25 protein-coding genes and 1 tRNA gene are annotated in these 26,344 nt (G+C 31.3%); all 26 read right to left on the reverse strand.

The genetic code is table 11. The annotated features are described in order from the left end of the window. Positions 1 to 32: 32 nt before the first annotated feature. A complete protein-coding gene (locus CPJCM30710_RS02665; protein WP_212902628.1) occupies positions 33 to 1,481 on the reverse strand; it encodes a sucrose-specific PTS transporter subunit IIBC in 1,449 nt (482 codons plus the stop codon). Between the two features lie 404 nt (positions 1,482 to 1,885). After that, on the reverse strand, positions 1,886 to 3,250 hold the full coding sequence (locus CPJCM30710_RS02670) for an MATE family efflux transporter (RefSeq protein ID WP_246503433.1): 1,365 nt from the start codon (positions 3,248 to 3,250) through the stop codon (positions 1,886 to 1,888). A gap of 144 nt (positions 3,251 to 3,394) precedes the next feature. Then, positions 3,395 to 4,342: an ROK family protein gene (locus CPJCM30710_RS02675; protein WP_212902630.1), complete on the reverse strand. Its 948-nt coding sequence runs from the start codon at positions 4,340 to 4,342 to the stop codon at positions 3,395 to 3,397. A gap of 452 nt (positions 4,343 to 4,794) precedes the next feature. Then, positions 4,795 to 5,592, reverse strand: a complete 798-nt coding sequence (locus CPJCM30710_RS02680; protein WP_407644970.1) for an MFS transporter — start codon at positions 5,590 to 5,592, stop codon at positions 4,795 to 4,797. Further along, positions 5,589 to 5,990, reverse strand: coding sequence for a hypothetical protein (locus CPJCM30710_RS02685; protein ID WP_212902632.1), 402 nt, complete (start codon positions 5,988 to 5,990; stop codon positions 5,589 to 5,591). The genes CPJCM30710_RS02680 and CPJCM30710_RS02685 overlap by 4 nt, the downstream gene beginning before the upstream one ends. A 317-nt stretch (positions 5,991 to 6,307) precedes the next feature. Further along, positions 6,308 to 6,712, reverse strand: a complete 405-nt coding sequence (pgaD, locus tag CPJCM30710_RS02690) for a poly-beta-1,6-N-acetyl-D-glucosamine biosynthesis protein PgaD (RefSeq protein WP_212902633.1) — start codon at positions 6,710 to 6,712, stop codon at positions 6,308 to 6,310. Beyond that, positions 6,709 to 7,941, reverse strand: a complete 1,233-nt coding sequence (gene pgaC, locus CPJCM30710_RS02695; protein WP_212902634.1) for a poly-beta-1,6-N-acetyl-D-glucosamine synthase — start codon at positions 7,939 to 7,941, stop codon at positions 6,709 to 6,711. The genes pgaD and pgaC overlap by 4 nt, the downstream gene beginning before the upstream one ends. Positions 7,942 to 8,168: 227 nt before the next feature. Continuing rightward, positions 8,169 to 8,765, reverse strand: coding sequence for a sugar O-acetyltransferase (locus CPJCM30710_RS02700; protein ID WP_212902635.1), 597 nt, complete (start codon positions 8,763 to 8,765; stop codon positions 8,169 to 8,171). Positions 8,766 to 8,778: 13 nt separating this feature from the next. After that, positions 8,779 to 9,810 carry an ROK family protein gene (locus CPJCM30710_RS02705; RefSeq protein ID WP_212902636.1) on the reverse strand — a complete coding sequence of 344 codons (1,032 nt, stop codon included), beginning with the start codon at positions 9,808 to 9,810 and terminating at the stop codon, positions 8,779 to 8,781. 514 nt (positions 9,811 to 10,324) lie between these two features. Continuing rightward, positions 10,325 to 10,400 (reverse strand) — tRNA-Pro (locus CPJCM30710_RS02710). Between the two features lie 55 nt (positions 10,401 to 10,455). Further along, complete coding sequence (gene spoIVA / locus CPJCM30710_RS02715) at positions 10,456 to 11,934, reverse strand: stage IV sporulation protein A (protein WP_212902637.1); 1,479 nt, start codon at positions 11,932 to 11,934, stop codon at positions 10,456 to 10,458. A gap of 93 nt (positions 11,935 to 12,027) precedes the next feature. After that, a complete protein-coding gene (locus CPJCM30710_RS02720) occupies positions 12,028 to 13,020 on the reverse strand; it encodes an NAD(P)H-dependent glycerol-3-phosphate dehydrogenase (protein ID WP_212902638.1) in 993 nt (330 codons plus the stop codon). 4 nt (positions 13,021 to 13,024) lie between these two features. Continuing rightward, positions 13,025 to 14,341, reverse strand: coding sequence for a ribosome biogenesis GTPase Der (der, locus tag CPJCM30710_RS02725; protein ID WP_212902639.1), 1,317 nt, complete (start codon positions 14,339 to 14,341; stop codon positions 13,025 to 13,027). A 2-nt stretch (positions 14,342 to 14,343) separates the two neighbouring features. Beyond that, the gene (locus CPJCM30710_RS02730) at positions 14,344 to 15,678 is read right to left on the reverse strand and encodes a DUF512 domain-containing protein (RefSeq protein ID WP_212902640.1); all 1,335 of its coding nucleotides are present in this window, start codon (positions 15,676 to 15,678) and stop codon (positions 14,344 to 14,346) included. A 190-nt stretch (positions 15,679 to 15,868) separates the two neighbouring features. Further along, positions 15,869 to 16,525, reverse strand: a complete 657-nt coding sequence (gene phoU / locus CPJCM30710_RS02735) for a phosphate signaling complex protein PhoU (protein ID WP_212902641.1) — start codon at positions 16,523 to 16,525, stop codon at positions 15,869 to 15,871. A 21-nt stretch (positions 16,526 to 16,546) separates the two neighbouring features. Then, a complete protein-coding gene (pstB, locus tag CPJCM30710_RS02740) occupies positions 16,547 to 17,296 on the reverse strand; it encodes a phosphate ABC transporter ATP-binding protein PstB (protein WP_212902642.1) in 750 nt (249 codons plus the stop codon). Positions 17,297 to 17,307: 11 nt separating this feature from the next. Continuing rightward, entirely contained in the window at positions 17,308 to 18,207 is a 900-nt protein-coding gene (pstA, locus tag CPJCM30710_RS02745; protein WP_212902643.1) for a phosphate ABC transporter permease PstA, read from the reverse strand. Further along, positions 18,207 to 19,097 carry a phosphate ABC transporter permease subunit PstC gene (gene pstC, locus CPJCM30710_RS02750; protein WP_212902644.1) on the reverse strand — a complete coding sequence of 297 codons (891 nt, stop codon included), beginning with the start codon at positions 19,095 to 19,097 and terminating at the stop codon, positions 18,207 to 18,209. The genes pstA and pstC overlap by 1 nt, the downstream gene beginning before the upstream one ends. Before the next feature lie 68 nt (positions 19,098 to 19,165). Further along, on the reverse strand, positions 19,166 to 20,065 hold the full coding sequence (locus CPJCM30710_RS02755) for a phosphate ABC transporter substrate-binding protein (protein WP_212902645.1): 900 nt from the start codon (positions 20,063 to 20,065) through the stop codon (positions 19,166 to 19,168). A gap of 321 nt (positions 20,066 to 20,386) precedes the next feature. Then, on the reverse strand, positions 20,387 to 22,087 hold the full coding sequence (gene pnpS / locus CPJCM30710_RS02760) for a two-component system histidine kinase PnpS (protein ID WP_212902646.1): 1,701 nt from the start codon (positions 22,085 to 22,087) through the stop codon (positions 20,387 to 20,389). A 2-nt stretch (positions 22,088 to 22,089) separates the two neighbouring features. After that, on the reverse strand, positions 22,090 to 22,788 hold the full coding sequence (locus CPJCM30710_RS02765; protein WP_212902647.1) for a response regulator transcription factor: 699 nt from the start codon (positions 22,786 to 22,788) through the stop codon (positions 22,090 to 22,092). Positions 22,789 to 22,800: 12 nt separating this feature from the next. Further along, positions 22,801 to 23,520, reverse strand: coding sequence for a peptidoglycan editing factor PgeF (gene pgeF, locus CPJCM30710_RS02770; protein ID WP_246503434.1), 720 nt, complete (start codon positions 23,518 to 23,520; stop codon positions 22,801 to 22,803). 326 nt (positions 23,521 to 23,846) lie between these two features. After that, positions 23,847 to 24,299 (reverse strand): transcriptional regulator NrdR, encoded by a 453-nt coding sequence (gene nrdR / locus CPJCM30710_RS02775; RefSeq protein WP_212902648.1) that lies wholly within the window; start codon positions 24,297 to 24,299, stop codon positions 23,847 to 23,849. 59 nt (positions 24,300 to 24,358) lie between these two features. Beyond that, positions 24,359 to 24,619, reverse strand: a complete 261-nt coding sequence (locus tag CPJCM30710_RS02780; protein ID WP_212902649.1) for a YlmC/YmxH family sporulation protein — start codon at positions 24,617 to 24,619, stop codon at positions 24,359 to 24,361. A gap of 151 nt (positions 24,620 to 24,770) precedes the next feature. Next, positions 24,771 to 25,544 (reverse strand): RNA polymerase sporulation sigma factor SigG, encoded by a 774-nt coding sequence (gene sigG, locus CPJCM30710_RS02785; RefSeq protein WP_212902650.1) that lies wholly within the window; start codon positions 25,542 to 25,544, stop codon positions 24,771 to 24,773. Between the two features lie 85 nt (positions 25,545 to 25,629). Continuing rightward, entirely contained in the window at positions 25,630 to 26,337 is a 708-nt protein-coding gene (gene sigE, locus CPJCM30710_RS02790) for an RNA polymerase sporulation sigma factor SigE (RefSeq protein ID WP_212902651.1), read from the reverse strand. Positions 26,338 to 26,344: the final 7 nt, after the last annotated feature.

The raw sequence follows: 26,344 nt of genomic DNA on the forward strand, positions 1-26,344 counted from the left end.
TTAAGTCAAATTTCACTTCCTGAAATGGCAGTTTATTTTATTGAAGCAACTTGTTGCTTTAATGAACTTTGTGTTTTATTTTCATTGTTTTCTACACTATCTTCAGTGTCTTGTTTTTCTTCCTTAAAGCCTAATACTAATGTACCTGCAAATGCACCAGCAAATGCTATTATCATACCTATAATATAATTAATCATTGATGGACCTGATACTATTGCAATACCTGGAATACCTGTTACTCCAAGTCCATTCATTCCAACCTTAGTTAATACAATGTATCCTCCACCTAATGCTCCACCTATAGCAGCTGCTATGAATGGTTTAACAAGTCTTAAGTTAACTCCAAATATGGCTGCTTCTGTAATACCTAATAAACATGATAATGACGCTGGTACTGCAACTTGCTTAAGCTTTTGGTTTTTAGTCTTAAAATATACAGCAAGAGCTGCTCCACCTTGTGCTATGTTTGCCATTGCCCATATTGGTAATAAGAAGTTTATTCCTATATCCTTATTTCCTAAAAGTCCTGCTTCAATAGCATGGAAGCTGTGGTGAATACCTGTGATAACTATTGTTGAATATAATCCTCCAAATAAAAGTCCAGCTACTGGTCCTAAAGTATTATAAAGTGTTTGTAAACCAATAGAAATACCATCACCTATCATTCTGCCAGCAGGTCCTATAACTATTAATGAAAAGAATCCTGTAATCATTACTGTTAAGAATGGAGTTAGAAGTATATCTAATACGTTTGGTATTATCTTTCTTAAACTTCTTTCAACATATGCCATTACCCATACAGCTATAAGTATTGGTAATACTGTTCCTTGGTAACCAACCATACCTATATTTAAGCCAAATACATTGATTGAGTTTTTTATACCATCTCCAAGTGTCCATGCATTTTGTAATGCTGGATGAATCATTATTGCTCCAAGAGCAGAAGCTAAAAATGGATTAGTTCCAAATTCTTTTGCAGCTGAAAATGCTATAAGTACTGGTAAGAATACGAAAGCAGCATTTGAGAACATATCTAGTACTTGGAATACACCACTCTTACCATCTATCCATCCAAATCTTGTTGACATGCCTAAAAGTCCCATTAAAAGACCGGATGCAACTATTGCCGGAATAATTGGCACGAATATATTTGAGAGCATTCTAGCAAATCTTTGAAGAGGATTCATCTTCTTCATTGCAGATTTCTTTTGTTCACTTACAGAGGATTGTGCTATAGATCTACCTTTTAGAAGTTCTGCATAGACCTTATTTACAGCACCTTGTCCTATAATTATTTGATATTGTCCTGAGCTTAAGAAAGCTCCCTTTACTGCATCAATCTTTTCAAGTTCTTTTGTCCTTGCTAAAGAGTCATCCTTTAACATAAAACGTAATCTAGTTGCGCAGTGAGTAACACTTTCAATGTTGCCCTCTCCCCCAACTAAAGGTAGAATTTGATTTGCTAATTTGCCATAATCCATTAAAATTCCCTCCCTTTTTCTACTTAAACATTTACATTTTTGCTTCACCTTAACAATGTGTTTTTAAAGAATTTAGTTTCTAATTATACGTCAAGCTATAGATGCTATTTTATTTTTGTCTATGATACTAAATTTGGAGAAACAAAAAAACCCAAACCAAAATGATAGAACACCTCTATCCATTGATTTGGGTTTTGCCTGCATCACCAGTAACAATCCCTAGGGATTATTCTCTTTACATTTTTAATTATATCAGCCCATGTAAACCTTGTCAACAAAAATTGTAATTTATTTTCGAACAATAAATTAGTTAGTTAAAACTACTAGTACCTAAAGGTTGAAGCTAGAGAAAAGTATACCCAAACTGATGGAAATCAAAAAAAGATTCTACAGTGACAATAATGCTAATATTGCAGCATTTCTTTTCTTACAAAAGCCATTTTCTCCCACTTTTTAGTTTTCCATCTCCATAGCATAAATACTCCTCTAAACCACTCATCACATGCAAAAGCTGCCCATACGCCTACAAGACCAAAACCTAAATGAATTCCGAAGAGATAGGATAATGTTACACTTATTCCCCACATAGATAAAACCCCCATATAAACTGGAAACTTAACATCCCCAGATGCTCTTAAAGCATTTATAACCACAACGTTAAAGGAACGGCCTGGTTCAAGGAAAGCATCTACAATAAGTACCATGCTGCCTACTGCTAAAATAGATGTATTCTTTGTAAATAAGGACAATACTTGAAATCTAAAAGCTGCAAATATAAGTCCCATACCAAAGGAGATAATTATAGCAAGCTTTAGACTTTTAAGACAGGTTTCATAGGCCTTTTTCTTTTCATTCGCTCCAACTAAATGCCCAATTAATATTTCCGTCCCCTGACCTATAGCTCCCGAAAAAAGAAAAGCAAACATCACTATGTTTTGTACATAAGCTTTAGTTATAAGAGCTTCATTTCCAAGAAAATTGATAAAATAAGTGATTGTGAGCTGTGAAATATTATAGGAAAGTTGCTCTCCTGCAGTTGGGATACCTATTTTTAAAAGATCTGTTACAATCTTTTTAGGAAAAGACCTTAGATGTCTAATACTAATTCCTCTCTCCACATTTCTGAACACTACATAAAGCATTACTATAAGACCTAATATTTTGCTAATGTTAGTAGAAATAGCAACTCCACTAACTCCTAATACAGGAAGACCAAATGGTCCAAATATAAAAAGATAATCAAGGATTACATGAATAATATTCATTACTAAAGTTACAAACATTGATATCTTAGTAAAACCATGACTCCTAACTATAGCGGTACAAGTCATAAGTACTGACTGAGAAAATAAAAAGCCACCTACAATTTGAAGATACTCCATACCATACTTCATAAGTTCCTGACGTATTCCCATAGTGCCTAAAATCCAACGAGCCCCCAAAAACATTATTAAGCTAAGAATAAGCCCAAATAAAAAGTTCATAATTAATGAAACAGTGGCAACCTTTGAAGCCACCTCTTTGTTCCCTGCTCCAAGATTTTGAGCAATAAGTACAGAAGTTCCTGTAGCGAGAATTCCAAACATTATATTCATCATTCCTATGAGCTGATTGGAAACTCCAACAGCAGCTACAGCATTATCAGAGTATTTACTTAACATTAAGGTATCCACACTACCAAGCAGCATAAAAAGTAAAATTTCAATAAATATTGGCCAGGTCAAATTAAATACTGTCATCCTCTTTTCAGAATTAGCACTATATATCACAGTAATCATCCCCATTTCATAAAAAAATAGGAAGCGTAAATTCTATTAACTCTTTACGCTTCTCCAATTAATTATTTCCTAATAATATTTTATTGCTTCATCTTTTAAAATAATCTTGAGTGCTGCCTTTTTATATCAGCCTTTTCATTTACTTTCTACTATAGCAAGTGCTACTGCACCTATAACTCCAGCATCAGTTCCAAGTCCTGCTGGAACAATTCTGCATACCTCTGCCATTGCCTTGAAACACCTTTTATTTACAACCTCTTGAACCTTATCAAATACAATTTGACCCGCCTTTGAAACACCTCCACCTATAATAACTACTTCTGGATCAAAGGTTGATATTGCATTTGCTATACCTATACCTAAGTAGTTTAAAGCTGTATTTACTATATCCTTAGAAACATCATCCCCAGCAGCTGCTTCCTTAAACACTTCTGCTGAAGTTACAGTACTATATTTCTTTAATGAAGTTTCTACCTTACTTTCTACTGCTTCTCTTCCTCTCTTACCTATTGCTGTCCCTGAAGCCACTGCCTCTAAGCATCCAAGATTTCCACATCCACATCTTGGACCTTCTGAAACCACTGTCGTATGTCCTATTTCAAGTGCATTGCTTGTGTTACCTCTATATACCTTTCCATTAAGAACAGCTCCACCGCCAACACCTGTACTTACTGTAAAGTAAACCATATTCTCTGTTCCTTTTGCGGCACCAAACATAAATTCACCTATTGCAGCAACATTGGCATCATTATCTAAATAAACCGGCAATCTGAACTTTTCTCTAATAGGTTCTACAAGATTAAAGTTCTTAAATGGAAGATTAGGTGTTGTAATAATTATCCCTTTTTTAGCATCTAGTGGTCCTGGAGAACCAATGCCAATAGCTCTAATATCATCAGTTGTTAGATTTCCTGTTTTTAAAACATATTCTACTGTTTCAATAATTCTATTTAATACTGGAATTTCACCTTCATGGGCATCTGTTGGAATTGTTATCTGGCTCTTAACATCTCCATCTAAATCGGATAATGCAGTGCTTATTTTTGTTCCTCCTAAGTCTATTCCTATTACAAAGTTTTTCATTTTTATCTCCTCCATATAATTCGTGTTACTTAATTATAAATAAGGATATACTTAGTAGACTCCTAGAAAGTATATCCTTATAAAGTATGCATAGATAAAAAATTATGCAAATTCACAGCATCATCTAACTGAAAGTTTACATTTATTGAATCCCTTTACATCTAGCCTTACAATAATATTATATCTACATTGCTATTTATAAACTTGCTTTATTTTGTCTAAAAATAACACTATTTTGACTGAAAAATTAGGAAAATGCCTAAACACCGCCAAAATATATACTTCTAATATAGCTGCACCTTAGAATAATAAAAGGGTGTTATAAATATTAAAGAGGATATCTTCATAAAAAGATACCCCCTTTAACAATTACTTTTAAAAACTATAATATTATACCTATATTTTAAGTCAGCACTACTGTAGCCACCGCAATAGTGGCTTAATGAAACAAATTAATTAGCTTTAGACTTTCTTAAGAATAAAATTGCAAAGAATACTCCTAGTATCGCAAGTAAGAACATTAGATAAAACGTATAGATATAACTTCCGAACTTGTCCCTAAATATACCTGAGATAGAAACTCCTAATACTGCTCCTACTCCATAGGCAGTAAAAATAAAGCCATAATTCTTACTATAGTGTTTTGAACCAAAAAATATTGCTGTAGCTGTAGGTTCTATAGCTAACCAACTTCCAAGGGTCATCCAAAGTAAAGCAAAAGAAACTACATACAGACCTACGGTTCCTTCCCTTGCCATCAGCATTAAACCTGATGAAACCATTATTGTTATATATGCTATTATAGAAGCCTTTAGAGGAGACAATTTATCTGTAAGCCAACCAAATAAAGATCTTCCAATGCCGTTGAAAACTGCAAACAATGACACCATAAATGCAGTTGTTTTAGAATCCATTTTAATAATTTCTTCTCCAACAGAGCTTGTTATTCCCACTGTCATAAGTCTAGTCAATGTTCCTATAGCATAGCATGTCCAAAGACCATAAAATTTTGGTTTGGTAAGCATTTCTTTTGTACTAACATCTAAAACTTTCAAATTATTGTTATTTATTGTTTGTTGTTTATCAAACAAATTTTCCTTAGGAAATCTAAAAGGTAAAGCTAATACTAAAATAATTACTAAAAATAGTGTTCCCAAAACTTTAAAAGTGTGAAGTGGACCATAAATATGTATGAACCATCGTGCTAAAGGTGCGGTTATCAAAGGGGATACTCTAAAAACACTCTTTATTCCTTATTTAATTTTATTAAATCCTTAAATATATCTTCTATTGCTTGTTCATTTATAAAATAATAACTTTTCGACTGTACGTTACAATTCATATAACTTACAGTAAACATACGACCTTTAGCAGATAACGATATCCAAACGTCACTTTTTTTATCAACGCTAAACCATTTTAATGAAAAAGCTACATTTTTACCTTTATCATCGTATTGAATTTCTATTCTTGCATAATTTTCAATTTCTACATAGCTATATAAATCTGATGAAACCACTTTATTTATTCCATAACTATCAAAATATTTTTTTATTTCATCTATAGTATTTTGAATAGCTCTAATAACATTATTTTTATCAATCTTCACCACTCTAAAGTTTAATACTAATTCTTCTTTCGGGTTCATAATACCAACATCCCTTCACAAAATCTTATATCAATTATACCATAATGTTTATTGTTTTTTTACATAATAAGCTCTAGTATTCACATTTAAGCAGATACTAGAGCTTATTATTTAATCGACATTCTACCATTTTATTTGTTGTTGTAAATTATCTTCTCATTATACCAAGTTGTTGAAATAATACTAAATATAACAAAAATTCCTAGAGTGATCCAGAGCTTCTTTGTATTATAAGATGATATTTAACTTTTGTCATCTATTAAAAATATTATGTCACTATACATTAAAATGTTTACAGGTAAAATACTTTATATAAGTTATACTATAGTCTTTTCTAAAATAATAATCTTATCATTCTGCATTTTTTCTACAAGTGAAGATGGTAAACCAAAATATAGTTCGATTTCATCATTATTTACATTTTTGGAGAATTTCCTTCTATTTAAGTGTGCATATCTTTTATAGTTATATTTCCCCCAGAAATATATTAATATAAAAATACACATCGCAATAGCAACTGTAATTAGCAAAATATGTATTGTTGTCTGAATATTATCTAAAATAAATAACTTATGATAAAAATTAGATAAATTAAATAACCAAAGTACTATAGATAATAGGATTTGAAATATATATCCTAACATAAAAAGCCAGCCAATTGTAGTTATTAATTTTTCTAATATTTTAATAGTTCTCTTTTGCAATCCATCAATAATATTCATATTGAAATCCCCCTATCAGGACTATCCCATATTGCAAATTTTTTTCTTTTATCCCTGAATAATGTTTTAGGGATAGCTCTTAATATTACTAGAGCATTGAAATACCAATAAAAAATTGGATACCAAATAGCCCATAAATAATATTTAAGTAATTTTTCATCATATCGTTTATCTAAAGACATTGCTACAACGAATTGTACTAAGCACAATAAGGACAAATATTGACCCTGCCAAAACATAGGAAAAAAGGTCTGTTTTCCGGTAATAATCTGTATTATAGTTATTATGAATAATATACTCCATGCGATTGCCCAAAATATACTAAATATTTGTTCTATATATACAGGTAACAAACGTCTATATCTCCAATCTAAAAATATATCCCAATGACGCATTATAACTTCAAGACCACCTTGAGCCCACCTTACTCTTTGCTTCCACAACCCAACAATTGTTTCCGGTACTAACATCCAACAAATAGCTCTAGGCTCATATCTAATATCCCAAAAACGTTTCTGAAGTTTCCACGTTACTCCTATATCTTCGGTAATTAAGTCTCTGTCCCATAATCCACAATCTATTAATGCTCTCTTTCTAAACATTACAACAACACCTGAAACAGTCATTACTTTACCTAGTAGCCTTTGTGTGCGTTTAATCAAACTAATAATACTTGAAAATTCGCATAACTGAATTCTTGCTAGTAATGAACTACGATTCCGTACTCTCGGATTTCCCGTAACAGCACCAACTCTCTCACCATAATGAGGTGTAATAAAATGAGGTATCATGTAACTTAAAGCATCTACGTCAAGATAAGCATCTGCATCTAATCCAACTAAAAACTCTCCTTTTGATGCAATCAATCCTAAATACAATGCATTTGCCTTGCCGGTATTAGTTTTAAGCTGAATAACTCTTAACTTTTTATATTTTTTTGATAGGTTTTCCAATATTAATTCTGTCATATCTTTGCTTCCATCATTAATAGTTATAATTTCATAGTTAGGATAGTTTAGTTCATTAAGTTGTTCTATTGTATTTTCTATTGTATCTTCTTCGTTATAACACGGTATTAAAATAGATACCATAGGAGTTTCAGTAAGAGGTACTCCAGGTTTTTTTTCTCTTCTATGATAAAATAAAATTCCACCAATAATCCAAACTGTACTCATTACAAGTGGATACCAAAATACAAACAATGAAACATACATCGTAAAGTTATCCATAAAGCCCCTTTCGATTATGATAAAATTTATATCAATATTCTACAGCATAGTGGACAACTTTGAAACTTGATATTTCTGTAAGAATTACTGCACAATAAATATTTGCCCGGTTTCCTTGCAAGAAACCAATTCTTACTTCCTCACTAAATGTAAAGAGGCTGGCACCTTACTATACAAAATAGCACAATTTCCTAATAGATTGTGCTATTTCATATAATGAAAATTTGTTATTTAATTGTAAGATTTTTAAAGTATTTATTTTTATCCTCATCAGTAATCGCCCTTATAATCTTGCAAGGATTCCCTGCAGCAATAACATTACTTGGAATATCTTTTGTCACTACACTCCCAGAACCAATTACAGTATTGTCACCAATAGTAACACCTGCATTTATAATAACGCCACCACCAATCCAAACATTATTACCTATTGTAATTGGAAAGGCATATTCAACCCCACTATTTCTTAACTCAGGATGTACGGGATGACCTGCGGTAAAAAGACTTACATTTGGTGCAAACAAAACATTATCTCCAATTGTAACTTTGGCACAATCTAAAATAGTACAATTATAATTGGCATAAAAATTCTCTCCAACTGAAATATTATAACCATAGTCACAACGGAAAGGTGGCTCAATAAAAAATTCATTTTCCGTTTTACCAAAGAGTTTTTTAATAATTTCATTACGCTTTTCAATCTCAGTTGGACGTAAACCATTAAAATCAAACACCAATTCTTTAGCATATTGGCGTTCTCCTAGAAGCTCCTTACCAAAAGCTTTATATGGTTTACCAGCTAACATTTTTTCTTTCTCTGTCATAATTACTCACTCCTTATATTCTTTTTTCAACCAATTGAATATTATAGCTCAAACTTTCTAATGTAATAGAAATAAGCCCATTCATATAATCATCATGTATATTTTCTCGCAAAAAAATTTGTGGCATATGTTCTTTTGGTATTATTTCAAGACAATGATTATAAATATCGTCTAATTGATCAGACTTAAACAATTCTCCTGTTAAAGCTATTGTTTCAGGGTTAATAATTGCTATTATAGATACAATTGCTTTAACTGCTAAAGGTATAAATCCATCTTCACTATTTAATCGTTTTAATTGTTCTTCTCGTGATAGATCTAAAGGCAAGAAAGACAATTCACCTGCAAATTTAGTATTTCCTTTTAAAATATGTCCATCAACAATAATACCTGCACCTGGAAAGTTACCTTTTGGAAAGAATACAATTGCAATTGTTCTATCTCTATCATAATTTTGTTTTTTATAGAAGCCATATACTGTAAAGTTCATATCATTTTCAATTGTAATTTCTAATTGATATTTTTCTTTAAGCTTATTTCCTAATGGAACATTGATTAACTCCTTAATATCGCAAACACCAATTACACCTTGGCGGACAACCCCAGGAACACCAATACCCACAGCCTTAATATTTTCATATCTTTCAATCAATTCCCCGATAAGACTGTCTATAACATCATAATTTATACTATTAAAAATTTTTGACCCTTCTTCAATAATTTCGCCGATCAAATTTGTAACAGCATAGTTAATTGTATAGATGCCACCCTCATTTTTTAAGTATAAACAAGCAATAAAAGCGTAGTTAGCATTATACACAAAACGTCTTGCTGGTCGTCCACCATTAGGTTGTTCTAATTCGATCTCGAGAACTTCTCCAGATTCTAAAAGCTCCTTTAGTATATTGCCACAAGTTGCTACACTTAGCCCTGTTGCATTAGCTATTGTTAGCTTAGTGCCATATGATAAGTTTTTTAATGCCACTTTAACAAGTTCAGTATTTATCTGTTTGACTCTAATAGTATTGTTAGTTATTTGAAGCATTTTCTCCCTCCCTAAGACTTTTGATAAGTGTTATTAAAAGTCTTATGTTAATATATATTATAATGTGCAAATAAATTATTGTAAACAATTAAATAACTATAAAGTGGAAATAATAAAAACAGTTAATAGATTAGTCATGGAACATTCTTATTCCTAATCCCTTAAATCATAGTATCCTATTCTGTTCATTCTAAAAGAAAAAGGACATCAGTTAAAGAGCACCCTAAAACTAACCTCCATAATTCTAACTTCTATTTTATGATTGGTCCAAAATCAATAGCAACTCTATCACTTTCTATTCTGATACTAACTTTACTAGAAGTAACAGCTCTATTGCAATAACACTAGATACCTATTCTCATGTGTTCCCAATCATATAGCAAATAGTAACAGAAAAACTAAATGGATATTCAATGTCCCACAAAAATTTGCTCCTATTTTGCTCTCAGGTGACAAGTTACCCCTCCCTATAAAAAAATAAAAACCTTGATGAAATCAAGGTTTTCATATGCTTTGGTCTGGGTAACAGGATTTGAACCTGCGACCTCTAGAACCCCATTCTAGCGCGCTACCACCTGCGCCATACCCAGAGATTATAATAATATTTTCCAATATTATTATAATCAATTATGAAAAATTTTACAACTATAAAATTATACAGATTAATCCACCGTTGCCCTCATTAATTATTTTTTGAAGAGTCTTTTGAATCTTAACCTGTACGTCTTCTGGCATCTTGTAGAGTTTATTTTGAAGGCCTTCTTTAACAAGAACCTCAAGGGACTTACCAAACATATTACTCTGCCAAAGTTTTGTAGGATCACTTTCAAATTGTTCTAATAAGGACTTAAATAATTCTTCTGTTTCCTTTTCAGTACCCATAATAGGTGAAATTTCAGTTTGAATGTCTGCCTTTATAAAATGGAGACTAGGAGCACTGGCTTTTAGCTTAACAACATATTTTCCACCCTGTTTTACAAACTCAGGATCTTCAAATTTCATTTCTGCAAGCTGTGGTGCTACAAGACCATAACCACTTTCTTTTACATCTTTTAAAGCTTCTTCAACCTTATCATATTCAATTTTAGCACGATTTAAGCCTTTTATAAGGGTAAGAAGTTCACTTTCTGAAGATATATCATGGTCACATATTTCACTTAAAATCCTGTAGAATATACCATGCTTTGGACTCATTGTTATCCTTGCAGTACCGTCTCCTAAATTCATTTCACATATTTCTGTTGTACCTAAAAACTCTTCTCCTTCATATCCATCTATGAAACTTTTTATATCTCTTACTTTAAATATGTTTTTGCACATATCCTTTACTATGTTTAAGAAATTCGTTTTTAACCAGTGTGATGGCTCAAGTTTTTCAATCCATTCAGGCATGTCTATGTTGATTTCCTTCACTGGGAATTCCTTAAGTACTTTTTTGAAGATTTTATTTATGTCTTCTTCATTCATATTTACTACATCCATAATTTGTACAGGAACATTGTGCCTCTTTTCTAGCTGAGCTTTAAGCTCTTTTGTCTCTGGATCATTTACTTTAGATGAATTAAGTACAATTATAAAAGGTTTATCAATAGATTTAAGTTCATTAATAACCCTTTCCTCTGCTTCAACATAATCTTCTCTGGTTATCCCTGTTATGCTTCCATCTGTAGTTACCACAAGACCTATAGTTGAATGGTCATTTATAACCTTTCTTGTGCCGATTTCGGCAGCATCTTCAAAAGGTATTTCATACTCAAACCATGGAGTAGTTACCATCTTAGGTTGCTCTCCTTCAAGATATCCCAGAGCTCCTTTTACGATATAACCAACACAATCAACCATTCTAACCTTAAATTTTAAACCCTCATCTAATGAAATTTCTATTGCTTCATTAGGAACAAACTTCGGCTCAGTGGTGTGTATGCTTTTACCTGAACCAGACTGTGGCAATTCATCCTTAGCCCTCTCCTTTTTATATGCATTTTCTATCTTTGGAATAACCATTAAGTCCATGAATCTTTTTATAAAAGTAGATTTACCAGTTCTAACAGGTCCTACAACGCCTACATAAATGTCTCCCTGTGTTCTTTCAGCTATATCTTTATATATGTTAAAACTGTCCAAGATATATCCTCCTGTATATATTATTAACACTACATATATATTAGATAATTAATAAAATTATACATAAAAAAAGAGATAGAATTTAATCTATCTCTAGTATGTCTCATCTTTTTTATCTCTTGACATAAGTTCTTTAACACCTTGTACTGCATCTTTACCTTCAAAAAGAACTTTATAAAGCAAATCTGTAATAGGCATACAGATATCAAGTTTTTCCTTTAGTTCGTAAAAGGCTTTACAGGCTTTAATTCCTTCAACAACCATTCCAACTTCTTGAATAGCTTCTTTAGCTGTCTTTCCTTGACCAATAAGTATTCCCGCTCTTCTATTTCTTGAGTGCATACTAGTACAAGTAACTATTAAATCACCCATACCTGTTAATCCATAAAAGGTTTCTATTTTCCCGCCAAGCTTTACGCCGATTCTGCTTATTTCCTTCATACCTCTTGTCATTAATGCAGCCTTTGTATTATCTCCATATCCTATACCATCAGATATTCCAGCTGCTAGAGCTATGATATTTTTTACAGCTCCGCCTATTTCAACTCCTACTAAATCATCATTAGTGTAAACTCTAACAGTTGAAGCCATGAAGAGATCCTGAACTTTTTCAGCATTGTTCATATCCTTTGAAGTTACAACTAATGTAGTTGGAATTTCAACTGCTACCTCTTCTGCATGAGAAGGTCCCGACATTATAACTACTGGATTTGGCAATTCCTGTTCTATAACTTCTGAAATTCTAATATCTGTACCTTCTTCTATGCCCTTAGCAATACTTACTATTATTACATCTTCTGCTAGTCTACCTTTTAATGATTTACAAACTAATCTAATAACATGTGAAGGAACTGCTAAAACAACACACTCAGTTCCTTCTAAAGCTCTATCTAAATCATTATAAGCTGTGACATTTTCAGGAATATTTAACCCCTTTATATATCTATCATTTTTTTTGTTTAGGTTAATATCGTCTACTACAGCTTTATCTCTATCCCAAACCTTAACCTCTATTCCCTTATTGGCTAGTAATATGGATAGTGCTGTACCAAAACTTCCTCCTCCTAAAAAAGTCACCTTATTCATCTATTTATTCCTTCCTTTCCCTATACTCAATTTCTATACCAGTACCCTTAAAATCAAAGCTTTCTCTTAATTGATTCTCTAAATATCTACCATATGAAAAATGTACTGTGTTAGAATCATTTACAAAGAATATAAACTTAGGTGGTTTATTAGCAACTTGAGTTGCATAATAAATTTTTAGCCTCTTTAAACCAACAACTGGTGGTTCTTTCATAAGAACTGCTTTATTAATAACTTCGTTTAATATGCCAGTAGATACTCTCTTAGAATAGTTATTATAACACATTTTAGCAATTTCTAAAACCTTATGCACTCTTTGACCAGTAAGAGCAGAAATAAATAAATAATGTGCATACGGCATAAATGATAGATTACTTTGAATATCTTTAAGGTATAGATTCATAGTTTTATCATCTTTTTCTACTAAGTCCCATTTATTTACTATTACCATTATAGCCTTATTTAGCTCGTGTGCATAGCCTATAATTTTCTCATCTTGATCAGTAACACCTTCTTGTGCATCAATCATAAGAATACATACATCTGCTCTTTCAATAGCAGCGTAAGTTCTTATTACACTATATCTTTCTATTTCTTCCTTAACCTTGCTCTTTCTTCTAAGCCCAGCTGTATCTATTAAAATAAATTTGCCTTCTTCTGTTTCAAGATAACTATCTATAGCATCTCTCGTAGTACCCGGAACATCACTTACGATAACTCTTTCTTCTCCAAGAAGCTTATTTATAAGTGATGACTTTCCTACATTTGGTTTTCCTATCATTGCAATTCTTATGTATTCGTCTTCTTCTTCATCTGCCCCTGCTGTATCGAAGTGTTTTACAACTTCATCAAGCATATCACCTAGTCCAAGTCCCTGTGAAGCTGAAATAGTTACAGGATCTCCGATACCTAAGTTATAAAATTCAAAGGCATTAGCTTCATCTTTCAATGAATCAATCTTATTTACAACAAGTACTACTGGTTTTTTACTCTTTCTAAGCATTTGTGCTACTTCTCTATCAGCTGCTGTTAATCCTTCCTTACCATCAACGATAAAAACTATAACATCTGCTGTTTCGATAGCTATCTGTGCCTGTCTCCTCATTTGTTTTACAATTGTGTTTTCACTTTCTGGTTCTATACCTCCAGTATCAATCATTGTAAAATTATGAGTTAACCATTCTGCTTCAGCATATACTCTATCTCTTGTAACACCTGGAGTATCCTGTACGATAGAGATTCTCTTACCTGCCAATTTATTAAATAAAGTCGATTTACCCACGTTTGGTCTTCCTACTATAGCTACTATAGGTTTTCCCATGATTACGCCTCCTCACAATGTTCATTTATTAATTTTATTAAGTCTTCACCTGTGTAATCACAAACTATGACTTTTACACCTAATTCTTGTTCTATATTCTTGATCTTTAAATCATCAAGCATAACTCTCTCTTTTATATTTCCCAATTCATACCCTTTTCTAAACATATTATCAGCCATAATGAGATATTTGGATGAAATCTTATTCTTTGTTTGATTAATTATATCTTGACCTGTTAAAAGCCCTGATACTGTTATGGTTTCACCAAAAAACTCATTGGTTATCTTAAAAACATCAATTTTTATATTTTGATTTTTTTTCATAATTTTTTCACTAACATTTTTTATTTCATTATAAGCAGATACACCAGTTACAATTGAAAAATGTCCTTTTAAATTTTGATTCAATATATCAAGATCACGATCTATCGTATCTCTAAGAAGTCTTATAACTCCAACACCATCTTCTAACTGCTCATAATTGTCATAAAAATTACCTTCAGGTAAATCAATTTTTGCTAAAACATAAAATTCATCAGAAAGTCTTACAAATGGAGTTCCTATTTCTTTTATGTATTTTTCTTGAAGTTTCTTCACATTTTCAATTTCAGCTCTTGCGGTTTCCTTATTAAATATATCTAGTTTTTGTAATCCTTCTCTATGTTTTGTTATCCCAACTGGAACTGCAGCAATGTTTTGAATTGAAGGATATAACTTATAAAGATCTTCAACTGTACGTTCTAATTCTTCTCCATTATTAACTCCTGGAACAACTACAATTTGAGTATTCATTTCAATGCCTGCCTCAGCAAGTTTTACTAATCTTGGATATATGTTACCGGCAAATCTATTACTTAGCATCTTAACTCTAAGCTCTGGATTGGTTGTATGTACTGAAATATTAATAGGGCTTATTCTGTATCTTATTATTCTATCAATATCTTCATCCTTCATATTGGTTAGTGTTACAAAATTACCTTGAAGGAAAGATAATCTAGAATCATCATCCTTAAAATATAACGTTTCTCTCATACCTTTTGGAAGTTGATCTATGAAACAAAACATGCACTTATTAGAACAGCTAATAGCCTTATCCATAATGGATGCTTCAAATTCTATTCCTAGATCTTCATGATATTCTTTTTCTATTTCATAAACCCAAATCTCGCCATCTGGTTTCTCTATTTCTACTTCAAGATATTCGTCAGCTAACAAAAAATTATAATCAATTATATCTTTAACTTCCGTACCATTTATGGAAAGAAGAACATCTCCTTTCTCAATACCAAGTTCTTCTCCAATACCACCTGGCAGTATATTAGTTATCCTATTTTTCATTTGCTCAACTCCTGTGTAATATTCTACATTAAGTAATATTACCCTATTAAATAATACTAGTCAACAATTTCACTTTATTTGCCAACAATAATAACAATATATATCAATCCTGCCCAATTTTAGTCAGATTTTACTTTATAAAATTGTATACAAACAAGAGCTAAGAAGGACTTCTTCTTAGCTCTTGATATTATTCATTTAAATCCACAAAGTTACCAGTAATTAGATAAATAGTCCATTCACATATATTCGTTACATGATCAGCTATTCTTTCAAGATATTTGCATACAAATAGAAGTTGTGACGCTTGAGTTACAAAAGCAGCATTATTATTCATATACCCTATTAGTTCGTTAAAAATCTTTTTATAAATTCCATCTACTTCGTCATCCATCTTACAGATTTCATATGCTTTATCAACGTTACTGTCTATATAAGCATCTATTGACATTCTTATCATTTTTTGAACTATATCTGCCATTTTAGGTATATCAACAAGTTCTTTGATATATTTTTCGTCCTTCAATCTTTTTGTTATTTTAGCGATATCAACAGCATGATCTGCCATTCTCTCTAAATCTGTAACAATTTTAGTAGTAGTAAAAATATTTCTTAAATCCTTAGCCAAGGGCTGCATAGTAGCAATAAGTTTTATACACTTATCTTCAATATCTTTTTGAAGATTATCTACTAAATCATCATTCTTAATGATCTTTTCTGCTAATTGTACATCCTTTGTTACTAAAGCTTCAACTGAACCATGAATTTGCTTCTCAACTATACTTCCCATCTTTACTAATTCATCATGTAGAACCTGTAATCCTGTGTCAAACGAACCCCTTGTCATACTATCACCTCATAATCAATTTTACCCAAATCTACCTGTAATATAATCTTCTGTTCTCTTATCTTTTGGTTTATAGAATATATCTTCAGTTTTTCCATATTCAACAACTTCTCCACTTAAGAAGAAAGCAGTCTTATCAGCAATTCTTCCTGCTTGTTGCATATTATGCGTTACAATAACTACAGTATAATTCTTCTTTAATTCATCCATTAACTCTTCAACTTTATTAGTTGAAATAGGATCTAATGCTGATGTAGGTTCATCCATAAGTAACACTTCTGGTCCTACTGCTAAAGTTCTTGCAATGCAAAGCCTTTGCTGCTGTCCTCCTGATAAGCCTAACCCACTCTTTTTAAGTCTATCTTTTACTTCATCCCAAAGAGCTGCTCCCTTTAGACTCTTTTCAACTATTTCATCAAGCTTGCTCTTATTCTTAATTCCATGAATTCTAGGACCATAAGCTATATTATCGTATATTGACATTGGGAATGGATTTGGTCTTTGAAACACCATTCCAACTCTTTTTCTTAATTGAATCTCATCATAATCTGCATAAATATTTTTTCCTTCAAAAAAAACTTGTCCTTCTATCCTAACAATACTAATCAAATCATTCATTCTATTTAATGTTCTTAAAAATGTAGATTTACCACATCCTGATGGTCCAATCAATGCTGTAACTGTATTTTGATCTATATCAAGATTTATATTTTTTAATGCATGTGTATTTCCATAATATAAATTTAAATCTTCTGTATGTATTATAGCCATTTTTTCCCCTCCTATTTCCCACTATATGACTTATATAATGCATTACCTAAAATTCTTGCACCAAAGTTAAATATAAGTACCATTATTATTAACACTGCTGATGCTCCATTAGCTATCTTTGATGCATCTGGAACTATGCCCTCTGAATTTAGCTTCCAAATATGAACAGCTAATATCTCTGCTGGTCTAAATAAGTTATAAGCTGATATTTTATCAACAGAAGACATACCTAGAATACTAATCTTATCAAACTTAAATAAAGGAGCACTCATCCCTGCTGTATATAAAAATGCAGCAGCTTCTCCAAAAATTCTACCAGAAGCTAATATAATTCCTGTTAGTATTTGTGGCATAGCTGATGGCAATGTTACATTTTTTATTGTTTGCCATTTTGTTGCTCCTAATCCCAAACTAGCCTCTTTGACCTTTTTAGATGCTTCTCTTATAGCATTTTCACTTACTCTTGTCAATGCTGGTAAGTTTAATATACTAACTGAAAGTGCACCTGCAAGTACAGAATACTTCCACCCAGCCAAAGTAACAAAAACAAGTAATCCAAACAAACCTACAACAATAGAAGGTAATGAGGCCATTGTTTCTATACAAAGTCTAATAAAGTTAACAAACTTACCTTCGCCAGCGTATTCAGATAAATAGATACCTGCACCCAAGCCTAATGGTATAGTAATTAATAATGATACTATAAGCATATAAAAAGAATTAAAAAGTTGTGGTCCTATGCCCCCACCTGGTTGATCCATTTTAGGCTTTCCAAATAAGAAATCGAAATTTAAAGAATCCATACCTCTATATATTATATATATGATAAAAACGGCTAAAAGTAAAACAATAAAACCTGAAATTAAATACAATATAGATGTTGCTATTCTATCCGCAGTCTTTGCCTTCATTATGATTCACCTCTGCTTCCAATCTTTCTGATTACAACAATAAATGTAAATGAAATTAGTAATAGTATAAGCGCTAATGACCAAAGTGCATTATTCCATGATGATCCAAAAGCGGTATTTGACATATCCATAGTAAGAACACTTGTTAATGTCGTTGTTGGGGACGTAAGTCCACTAGCAAACTTTACAGTATTACCAATAACCATTTGTACAGCTAAAGCTTCTCCAAAGGCTCTAGCAATACCTAAAACCACCCCTGTAAGTATTCCACTTTTTGATGCTGGTACTATTACTTTATATATTGTTTGCCATCTTGTTGCTCCTAATCCATAAGATGCTTCTACATAATCTCTTGGAATAGTTCTGATAGCATCTGAAGCTATCGATGCTATTGTAGGTAAAATCATAATGCTAAGCACTAAAACTCCGGCAAGCAAACTAAATCCTATTCCTCCAACTTTATCTTTAAGAAATGGAACTAAAACACTTACTCCAATCCAACCATAAATTACTGATGGAATTCCAACAAACAATTCAAGAGTAGGTTGAAGTACCTTAGATCCAAGCTTTGGTGAAATAATATTCATAAAAACAGCCAATGCAATGGCTATAGGTGCACTTAATAAAACTGCTCCTACTGAAACAAAAGTAGAACCCGCAATAAAAATCAAGGCTCCGAATTCTGGCTTGTCAGCCCCTGGATTCCAGTCTGAACTTCCAACAAACTTAAAAAATGAATAACCATCTTTAATAAATGTATTTATTCCTTTTGAAGCTATAAAGAATATTATTGCTAATGTTATAGCTACTATTAATATACCACAAAAAAACGCAAAACCTTTACCTATATATTCAGATCTAAACCTTTGCCAAAAACTTCTTTTTTCCATAATTCTTCCCTCAATAAAAAATATTTAACATCGTGTTTTTAGACTGGCGGTTGCCAGTCTAAAATTAATTATTTAACCTTCATTTCTCCACCGGATATAAATCCAAGCTTCTCCATAGTATCCTTATTTTCTGAACTTACCATATAATCTAAGAAAGCTTTTGTTAATCCTGTTGGTTCCCCCTTAGTGTACATATGGCCCCATGACCAGAATGGGTACTTTCCATTTGTTATGTTTTCCTTAGTTGCTTCTACATTATCTATAGCAATTGTAGTTATTGTTTCCTTAACCTTTGGATCTTGAAGATATCCTAAACCAAGATAGCTTATTGATCCCTTATTCTTTTCAATGGCAGTCTTAACAGCTCCATTTGAATCTTGTGTAATACCAATCTTATCATTTTCAAGTTCTTTTTTACCATCTAAAACAGTGTTTATAAATGTAGATCTTGTACCTGATGAAGCTGGTCTGTGAATTACTGTTATTGGCGTATCCTCTCCAGTAATATCCTTCCAATTAGTAGTTTTTCCTGAGAATATATCTTGTATTTGAGCCTTAGTTAAAGATGTAGCTTTAACATCTTTTCCTACTACTACTGTAAAACCTTGAGCTGCAACCTTGTGGTCTACTAAAGCTTTTGCTTCATCTCCCTTAAGTTTATCTTCTGCAAAAACATCTGAGTTTCCTATATCAACAGCTCCTTGTGATACTTGGGTTAATCCAGTTCCGGATCCACCACCCTGTACACTGATCATAGCATCTGGATTTTTTCCTTGAAAATTTTCAGCTGACTTTTCAACTAATGGTTGTAGGGCAGTTGACCCTGAGGTTGTAATAGAACCTGATAATGCTGCTCCGTTACCTACTTTTCCCTGCTCTGCTTCTTTCTTTGTACACCCAGCAAATGCAGCTGTAGTCATTGTCATTGCTAATGCTAATATTGCAAATTTTAGCCCTTTTTTCTTCATGTTTTCAACCTCCAAAATTGTTTTTCTTAACCTTACAATATATATATTAACTAATAAAAGTTAAGTCAATATTAGACTATTGTTAAGTTCTCTTAACATAAACATAAAAAATTTATAGCTTAAATCATAAAGAATAGTCTAGTATTATTTAACTTAACTTTCATAGATAGTATTAGCATCTAATAACCTTCTATTCATTTCATTTTCTAATGAAATTCATTTAGAACCCTAACCCTTAGAATCCTGTAAAATAACTCTTAGTACGATTTCCTATTATGTAAAAAAGAATACTGTCTAAAATTTTAAACTTTAGACAGTGTATTAACTTATACTTTTTAATATTATTATAAACTTTGTTCCTATGTCAAGTTTACTTACTACTTCAATAGATCCATTAAAGGCTTTAACTATATGTTTAACAATTGCTAACCCTAATCCGGTTCCTCCCTTAGCTCTTGACCTAGCTTTATCAACTCTATAAAAACGTTCAAAAAGTCTTGGGATGTCCTTTTGTGGTATTCCTATACCAGTATCTTCAACAGTTATAACTATATTATCATCTTCTGATCTAGTAGCTACTGAAACAGAATCACCTTCTTCAGAATATTTAATAGCATTATCAATTAAATTTATCATCATTTGTTTAAACTTGTCAGGATCTCCATATAAATTTTTATTGTTCTTTAAATCAACAGAAAGATTAATATGCTTCTTTTCAGCTTCTATCTTCATCATAGTGAATACATTTTCTATAATTTCTTCTCCACTAAAGGTTTTTTTCACATTTTCAACCTTCTGCTCAATATTGGATAATGTTAAGATATCATTAATTAATCTAGTTAACCTTTCTGCTTCTTCGTTTATAATATCAAGAAACTTTTGCCTATTTGCTTCATCCTCAACATATTTTAAGGTTTCTGCAAAACCTTTAATAGAGGTTAAAGGAGTTTTTAATTCATGTGACACATTAGCAACAAATCGAGATCTAATATTTTCAAGCTTCTTTATATCTGTAATATCTTGTACTACAGCTACAATACCAATACGTTCATAACCGTTAATAATCTCTGCAGTTTTAATTCTTAACTCTCTTTCTTGAGGCCATATAATCTTAATCTGTTTATAATCATTAGGCTTTTCAAAAACACTATCAAATTCAAAATCTCTAATATGATCCATTAACGTCTCGCCTATTATATCTGTTTTTATTCCAAATATCTTTTTTGCATAGGGATTTATCATTATTACTCTATGTCTTCTATCAACAGCTATTACTCCACTATCCATACTTTTTAAAATAGCTTCTAATCTGTTTTGTTTATCAATTAACTCTGCCATGGTAGATTGCAGTTGATCAGCCATATAGTTAAAAGTTTTTCCCAAGCTTCCCAATTCATTAATGGAACTAAGCCTAACCCTTCTATCTAGTTCCCCCTTTGCAATCCTTGCAGTTATAAATTCTAGTTCTTCAACTGGATTTACTATAAATTTAGTTAATTTTAGTGAAAGAATTACTGATAGAAGTATAACAAAAAGTAACGTTATAATATAATATTTTATATTCTTATTCTGAAATATCCTTACATTATCAAGAGGAATAGAAGTTCTTACTATACTCCCATCCTTTAACTTTGTTGCATAATAAACTAGATTCTTATTTAGTGTCTTACTATATCTAACACTTGACCCTTCACCACCATGTATAGCTTCAATTATTTCTGTTCTAGAAAGATGGTTATCTAAGTCTTGTAATCTAGTGTCAGTATCTAATATAACAACTCCATCTTTGGTTATATAAGTAAATCTGATCTCTTGATCAATTTTTTTTAACTCATTCAGTTTATCAACTTTATTTGGAACATCGCTTAAAATTAGTGCAGATAAAAGATCATTATAATGCTTTAAATTTCTCTTTGAATTTTCAATATACTGATAGTTTGATATAGCAATAAAAGAAGAAGTTACTACAACTAAAGAAAAGACTATAGTAATTATAACCGAAAGCATAATTTTTTTCTTCATATTTATTCACCACTAGAAAATCTATATCCTATTCCTCTAATAGTTTCAATAAACCTTGGATTTTTATCATCATCTTCTATCTTCTTTCTTAAATGTCTAATATGAACATCTACCGTTCTAGTTTCACCAATATATTCATATCCCCAAATTTTATCAAGCAGCATATCCCTAGTAAGTACTTTTCCTTTATTTTGAATAAGTGTTTCAAGAAGTTCAAATTCTTTAAGTGTTAAATCTACTTTTTCTCCATTCTTTAAAACCTCATGTTTCAAAAAATCTATTGTAAGATTTCCTATATTAAATACCTTCTCAAAACTTGTAGTATTAGTAGTTCTTCTAAGTACAGCTTTTACCCTTGCCACTAACTCTCTAATTGAAAATGGCTTTGTAAGATAATCATCTGCTCCAAGCTCTAACCCTAAAATTTTATCTATTTCTTCTCCTTTTGCAGTAGTCATAATAATCGGTATATTGGTCGTTAGAGAATCCCTTCTAATCTCTTTACATACATCATAACCATCTAGTCCTGGTAACATTAAATCTAATAAAACTAATTTAGGTTGTTCTGATTTTACTACTTTTAATGCATCAATACCGTTATATGCTGTTAATACTTTATACCCTGAGTTCTCTAAATTAAACTTTAAAAGTTCAACTATATTCTCCTCATCATCTACAATTAATATTTTTTCGTCTGCCATAACCATCCTCCGTTACTTTATAAAAATAAATGAGAGTAACCTTCCAGAATTTAAGTTATCCTTTCTATATGAATGTAACTTTGCAGTATTACTGCAGTAAGTACATAGATTAGTGTGATAAATTTTTTCTTTCGTAATACCTTCATCTATTAGTTGTGCTTCTATACATTTTTGCAAATTCAAATTTCTTTCTTGAAAAATATCAATATTTTTATAAAGTTCATCTTTTAAAAACTTCTCTTTTAATTCCTCACTAACTTCATAACAACAACCCATTATATGTGGTCCTATATACGCTTTAATATTTTCTCCTAAACAACCATATCTTTCTTTCATAGCTTTTACTGTTTCTTTAGTAATTTTATCAAAAGTTCCTCTCCACCCGCTATGAACGGATGCTATAACACCTTTTTCTTTATCCCAAAGGAGGATAGGAACACAATCTGCTGTAAAAACGCCAACAGCTATGTTTTCTTTATTCGTTATTATTGCATCTCCTTCAACCTCTCCATGTGGAGCACAATTCTCCTCTGCAATTATAATATTACTGCTGTGAATTTGTCTTAAATAATATACATCATCTAGGTTTAAAACTCTTTTAACTTCATTAATTTTCTCTTCTCCACAGTCACCCAACTTAAAGCTAAGGTTATTTTCTGCTGTAGAAAAAATAATATTAAAATTTCCATCAATATGATGAAAAAATCTCATTCCTTCTTTTTCAATAATCATAATTCCATTCACTTTCCTTTTTCTCAATTTTAACATTTTTAACTTTTAAATAAAACATACTGTAGACTATTTTAACTTACCTTAACTAACTTTTAACATATTTTATTCCACTGAAGGGTGTAAGGATTATTCAATTTTAGCGAGATCCACTTTATTAAACAGCAACAAATAATAGTGAAAGGGTATTAAATCCTTTCACTATTATTAAATTTCACCTTGTGAAATGACAGCAAATAAATCTAAGCAGGCATCGAGCCTGCTCACATTGAGTCAGATTTCACTTCGTGAAATGACAGCATATAAAAGAACTACTTTTGTATTTCTTCTCACATTCCCATCAGCCTCTTTATCTCTTCCATAAAAGTATTTATATCTTTAAATTGTCTATAGACAGAAGCAAATCTTACATACGATACCTCATCTACTTCCTTAAGCCTTTCCATTATCATTTCACCTATGTATTCAGACTTTACTTCTGTGAGCATTTTATTACTTATTGTTTTTTCAATATCATCTGCAATATCTTCAATCTGTTTTCTTGAAACGGGTCTTTTTTGACAAGCCTTTATAAGTCCATTTATAATTTTTTCTTTATTAAAATTTTCTCTAGTTAAATCCTTCTTTATAACTAATATTGGAATATCTTCAACTTTTTCATAAGTTGTATATCTCTTACCACACTTTAAACATTCTCTTCTTCTTCTTATGGTAGTATAGTCCTCTGTTGATCTGGAATCTACTACTTTACTTTCCTCATATGCACAATATGGACATCTCAAACTTTTCACGCCCTTCCAATTGAATGTATAAATATTATACACATTTTCAATTTGAAATTCTATACATCTCCAATTGTTTTATCTTTACTATCGACTAATATAACGTCTACACCTACTTTAATTACATCTTCCCATGGTATTTCTAGCATGTCCAACTTACCAAACCAATTATTTTTTTGTACAGGAATTAATATAGAAATTATTCTATTATCATCACAATCTATTTTAATGTCTCTTATAAATCCAAGTTTAGCGCCAACATTCATATCTATAACTTCCATAGCCCTTAAATTATTTATTGAAAACATATTTAACTCCACTTTAACCCCTCCTTTTCTTCTTATATAAAAATATATGATGAACCAATAGTATAAATTCCAAAATAAGAATGAAAGGATTCAATGCCCTTTCATTCTTATTCAGATTTTATTTTACGAAATAACAACAAATAAAATAGAGCTCAAATGAGCTCTATATGTATTTTTTCATGTGCTTAAGTGCTGTTTTTTCCAACCTTGAAACCTGTGCTTGAGATATTCCTATCTCATCTGCCACCTCCATTTGAGTTCTTCCATTAAAAAACCTTAAAGTTAGTATTAACTTTTCTCTGTCATTTAGTTTTTTCATAGCTTCTTTTATGGATATGTTCTCTAACCAACTTTCATCTTGGTTCTTATTATCTGAGATTTGATCCATAACATAGATTGCATCTCCACCATCATGGTATATAGGTTCAAATAATGACACTGGATCTTGAATAGCATCTAAAGCAAAAACGACTTCTTCTCTTGGTAATTTAAGCTCCTTAGCTATTTGTGAAATAGTTGGCTCTTTATTATTGTCATTTACCAACTTATCTCTTACTAATAGTGCTCTATAGGCTATATCTCTTAAGGATCTGCTCACCCTTATAGAGTTGTTGTCTCTTAAATATCTTCGTATTTCGCCTATAATCATTGGAACTGCATAAGTCGAGAATTTTACATTTTGCTCTAAGTCAAAATTATCAATTGCTTTCATTAAACCTATACAACCTACCTGAAATAAATCATCTACATTTTCTCCTCTATTGTTAAACCTCTGAATAACACTTAAAACTAATCTTAAATTCCCATTAATAAACTTTTCTCTAGAGAATCCATCTCCACTTCTCATTTTAAGAAGAAGTTCTTTCATCTCTTTTTCCTTTAAAACAGGTAGCTTAGAGGTATTGACACCGCATATCTCTACTTTATTGATTATCATGTGTAATCAACCCCTTATAAGTAATAAACTTACTGCATTAAAATTATTTCCTATTGAGGTTGATTTTATACGAAGCCAACCCTTACTAAATCATTCTATTTATTTCCTTCTTTAAACGCTTTATAATCTTTTTTTCTAATCTAGAAATATAGGATTGTGATATTCCAAGCATATCTGCAACTTCTTTTTGGGTCTTTTCTCTTGCACCATATAATCCGAACCTAAGTTTTACAATTTCTTTTTCTCTTTCACTTAAGTTCTTCATTGCCATAAATAAAAGTTGCTTGTCAACTTCATCTTCGATCAGATTATAAACTATATCATTATCGGTTCCTAAAATATCTGATAGCAAAAGTTCATTTCCATCCCAATCAATATTTAATGGTTCATAGAAAGATATTTCAGCTTTTACTTTACTATTTCTTCGTAAGTACATTAATATTTCATTTTCTATACATCTCGATGCATAGGTTGCTAGTTTTATCTTTTTTTCTGGGTTAAAAGTGTTAACTGCCTTAATCAATCCGATAGTTCCGACTGAGATAAGATCTTCTACACCTATTCCTGTATTCTCGAACTTTCTTGCAATATAAACTACTAATCTCAGATTTCTTTCAATTAAAACGCTTCGTACCGTCTCATCTCCGCTGATAAGTTTAAGTACAAGATTATCCTCTTCTTCTTTACTCAATGGAGGCGGGAGTGCATCGTTCCCCCCTACATAATAAAGAGTTTTAAGCAATATTTTGAATTTTGAAAAAATTCGGTTGATAATAATACTAACACTTAACATACCACCA

Origin of the sequence: Clostridium polyendosporum, from assembly GCF_018332455.1 — a bacterium.
In the GTDB taxonomy this organism is placed as follows: Bacteria; Bacillota; Clostridia; order Clostridiales; family Clostridiaceae; genus Clostridium_AY; species Clostridium_AY polyendosporum.

Bases quoted from the DNA above. Each gene is read 5' to 3' on its own strand.
- pnpS (WP_212902646.1), bottom strand. From the start codon at position 22,087: ATGAAGAAAAAAATTATGCTTTCGGTTATAATTACTATAGTCTTTTCT.
- pgeF (WP_246503434.1), bottom strand. From the start codon at position 23,520: ATGATTATTGAAAAAGAAGGAATGAGATTTTTTCATCATATTGATGGA.
- CPJCM30710_RS02720 (WP_212902638.1), bottom strand. From the start codon at position 13,020: ATGAATAAGGTGACTTTTTTAGGAGGAGGAAGTTTTGGTACAGCACTA.
- pstA (WP_212902643.1), bottom strand. From the start codon at position 18,207: ATGAAGGCAAAGACTGCGGATAGAATAGCAACATCTATATTGTATTTA.
- der (WP_212902639.1), bottom strand. From the start codon at position 14,341: ATGGGAAAACCTATAGTAGCTATAGTAGGAAGACCAAACGTGGGTAAA.
- pgaC (WP_212902634.1), bottom strand. From the start codon at position 7,941: ATGGATAACTTTACGATGTATGTTTCATTGTTTGTATTTTGGTATCCA.
- CPJCM30710_RS02665 (WP_212902628.1), bottom strand. From the start codon at position 1,481: ATGGATTATGGCAAATTAGCAAATCAAATTCTACCTTTAGTTGGGGGA.
- CPJCM30710_RS02685 (WP_212902632.1), bottom strand. From the start codon at position 5,990: ATGAACCCGAAAGAAGAATTAGTATTAAACTTTAGAGTGGTGAAGATT.
- phoU (WP_212902641.1), bottom strand. From the start codon at position 16,525: ATGACAAGGGGTTCGTTTGACACAGGATTACAGGTTCTACATGATGAA.
- pstB (WP_212902642.1), bottom strand. From the start codon at position 17,296: ATGGCTATAATACATACAGAAGATTTAAATTTATATTATGGAAATACA.
- CPJCM30710_RS02675 (WP_212902630.1), bottom strand. From the start codon at position 4,342: ATGAAAAACTTTGTAATAGGAATAGACTTAGGAGGAACAAAAATAAGC.
- sigE (WP_212902651.1), bottom strand. From the start codon at position 26,337: ATGTTAAGTGTTAGTATTATTATCAACCGAATTTTTTCAAAATTCAAA.
- pgaD (WP_212902633.1), bottom strand. From the start codon at position 6,712: ATGAATATTATTGATGGATTGCAAAAGAGAACTATTAAAATATTAGAA.
- sigG (WP_212902650.1), bottom strand. From the start codon at position 25,544: ATGATAATCAATAAAGTAGAGATATGCGGTGTCAATACCTCTAAGCTA.
- CPJCM30710_RS02700 (WP_212902635.1), bottom strand. From the start codon at position 8,765: ATGACAGAGAAAGAAAAAATGTTAGCTGGTAAACCATATAAAGCTTTT.
- CPJCM30710_RS02730 (WP_212902640.1), bottom strand. From the start codon at position 15,678: ATGAAAAATAGGATAACTAATATACTGCCAGGTGGTATTGGAGAAGAA.
- pstC (WP_212902644.1), bottom strand. From the start codon at position 19,097: ATGGAAAAAAGAAGTTTTTGGCAAAGGTTTAGATCTGAATATATAGGT.
- CPJCM30710_RS02765 (WP_212902647.1), bottom strand. From the start codon at position 22,788: ATGGCAGACGAAAAAATATTAATTGTAGATGATGAGGAGAATATAGTT.
- CPJCM30710_RS02755 (WP_212902645.1), bottom strand. From the start codon at position 20,065: ATGAAGAAAAAAGGGCTAAAATTTGCAATATTAGCATTAGCAATGACA.
- CPJCM30710_RS02705 (WP_212902636.1), bottom strand. From the start codon at position 9,810: ATGCTTCAAATAACTAACAATACTATTAGAGTCAAACAGATAAATACT.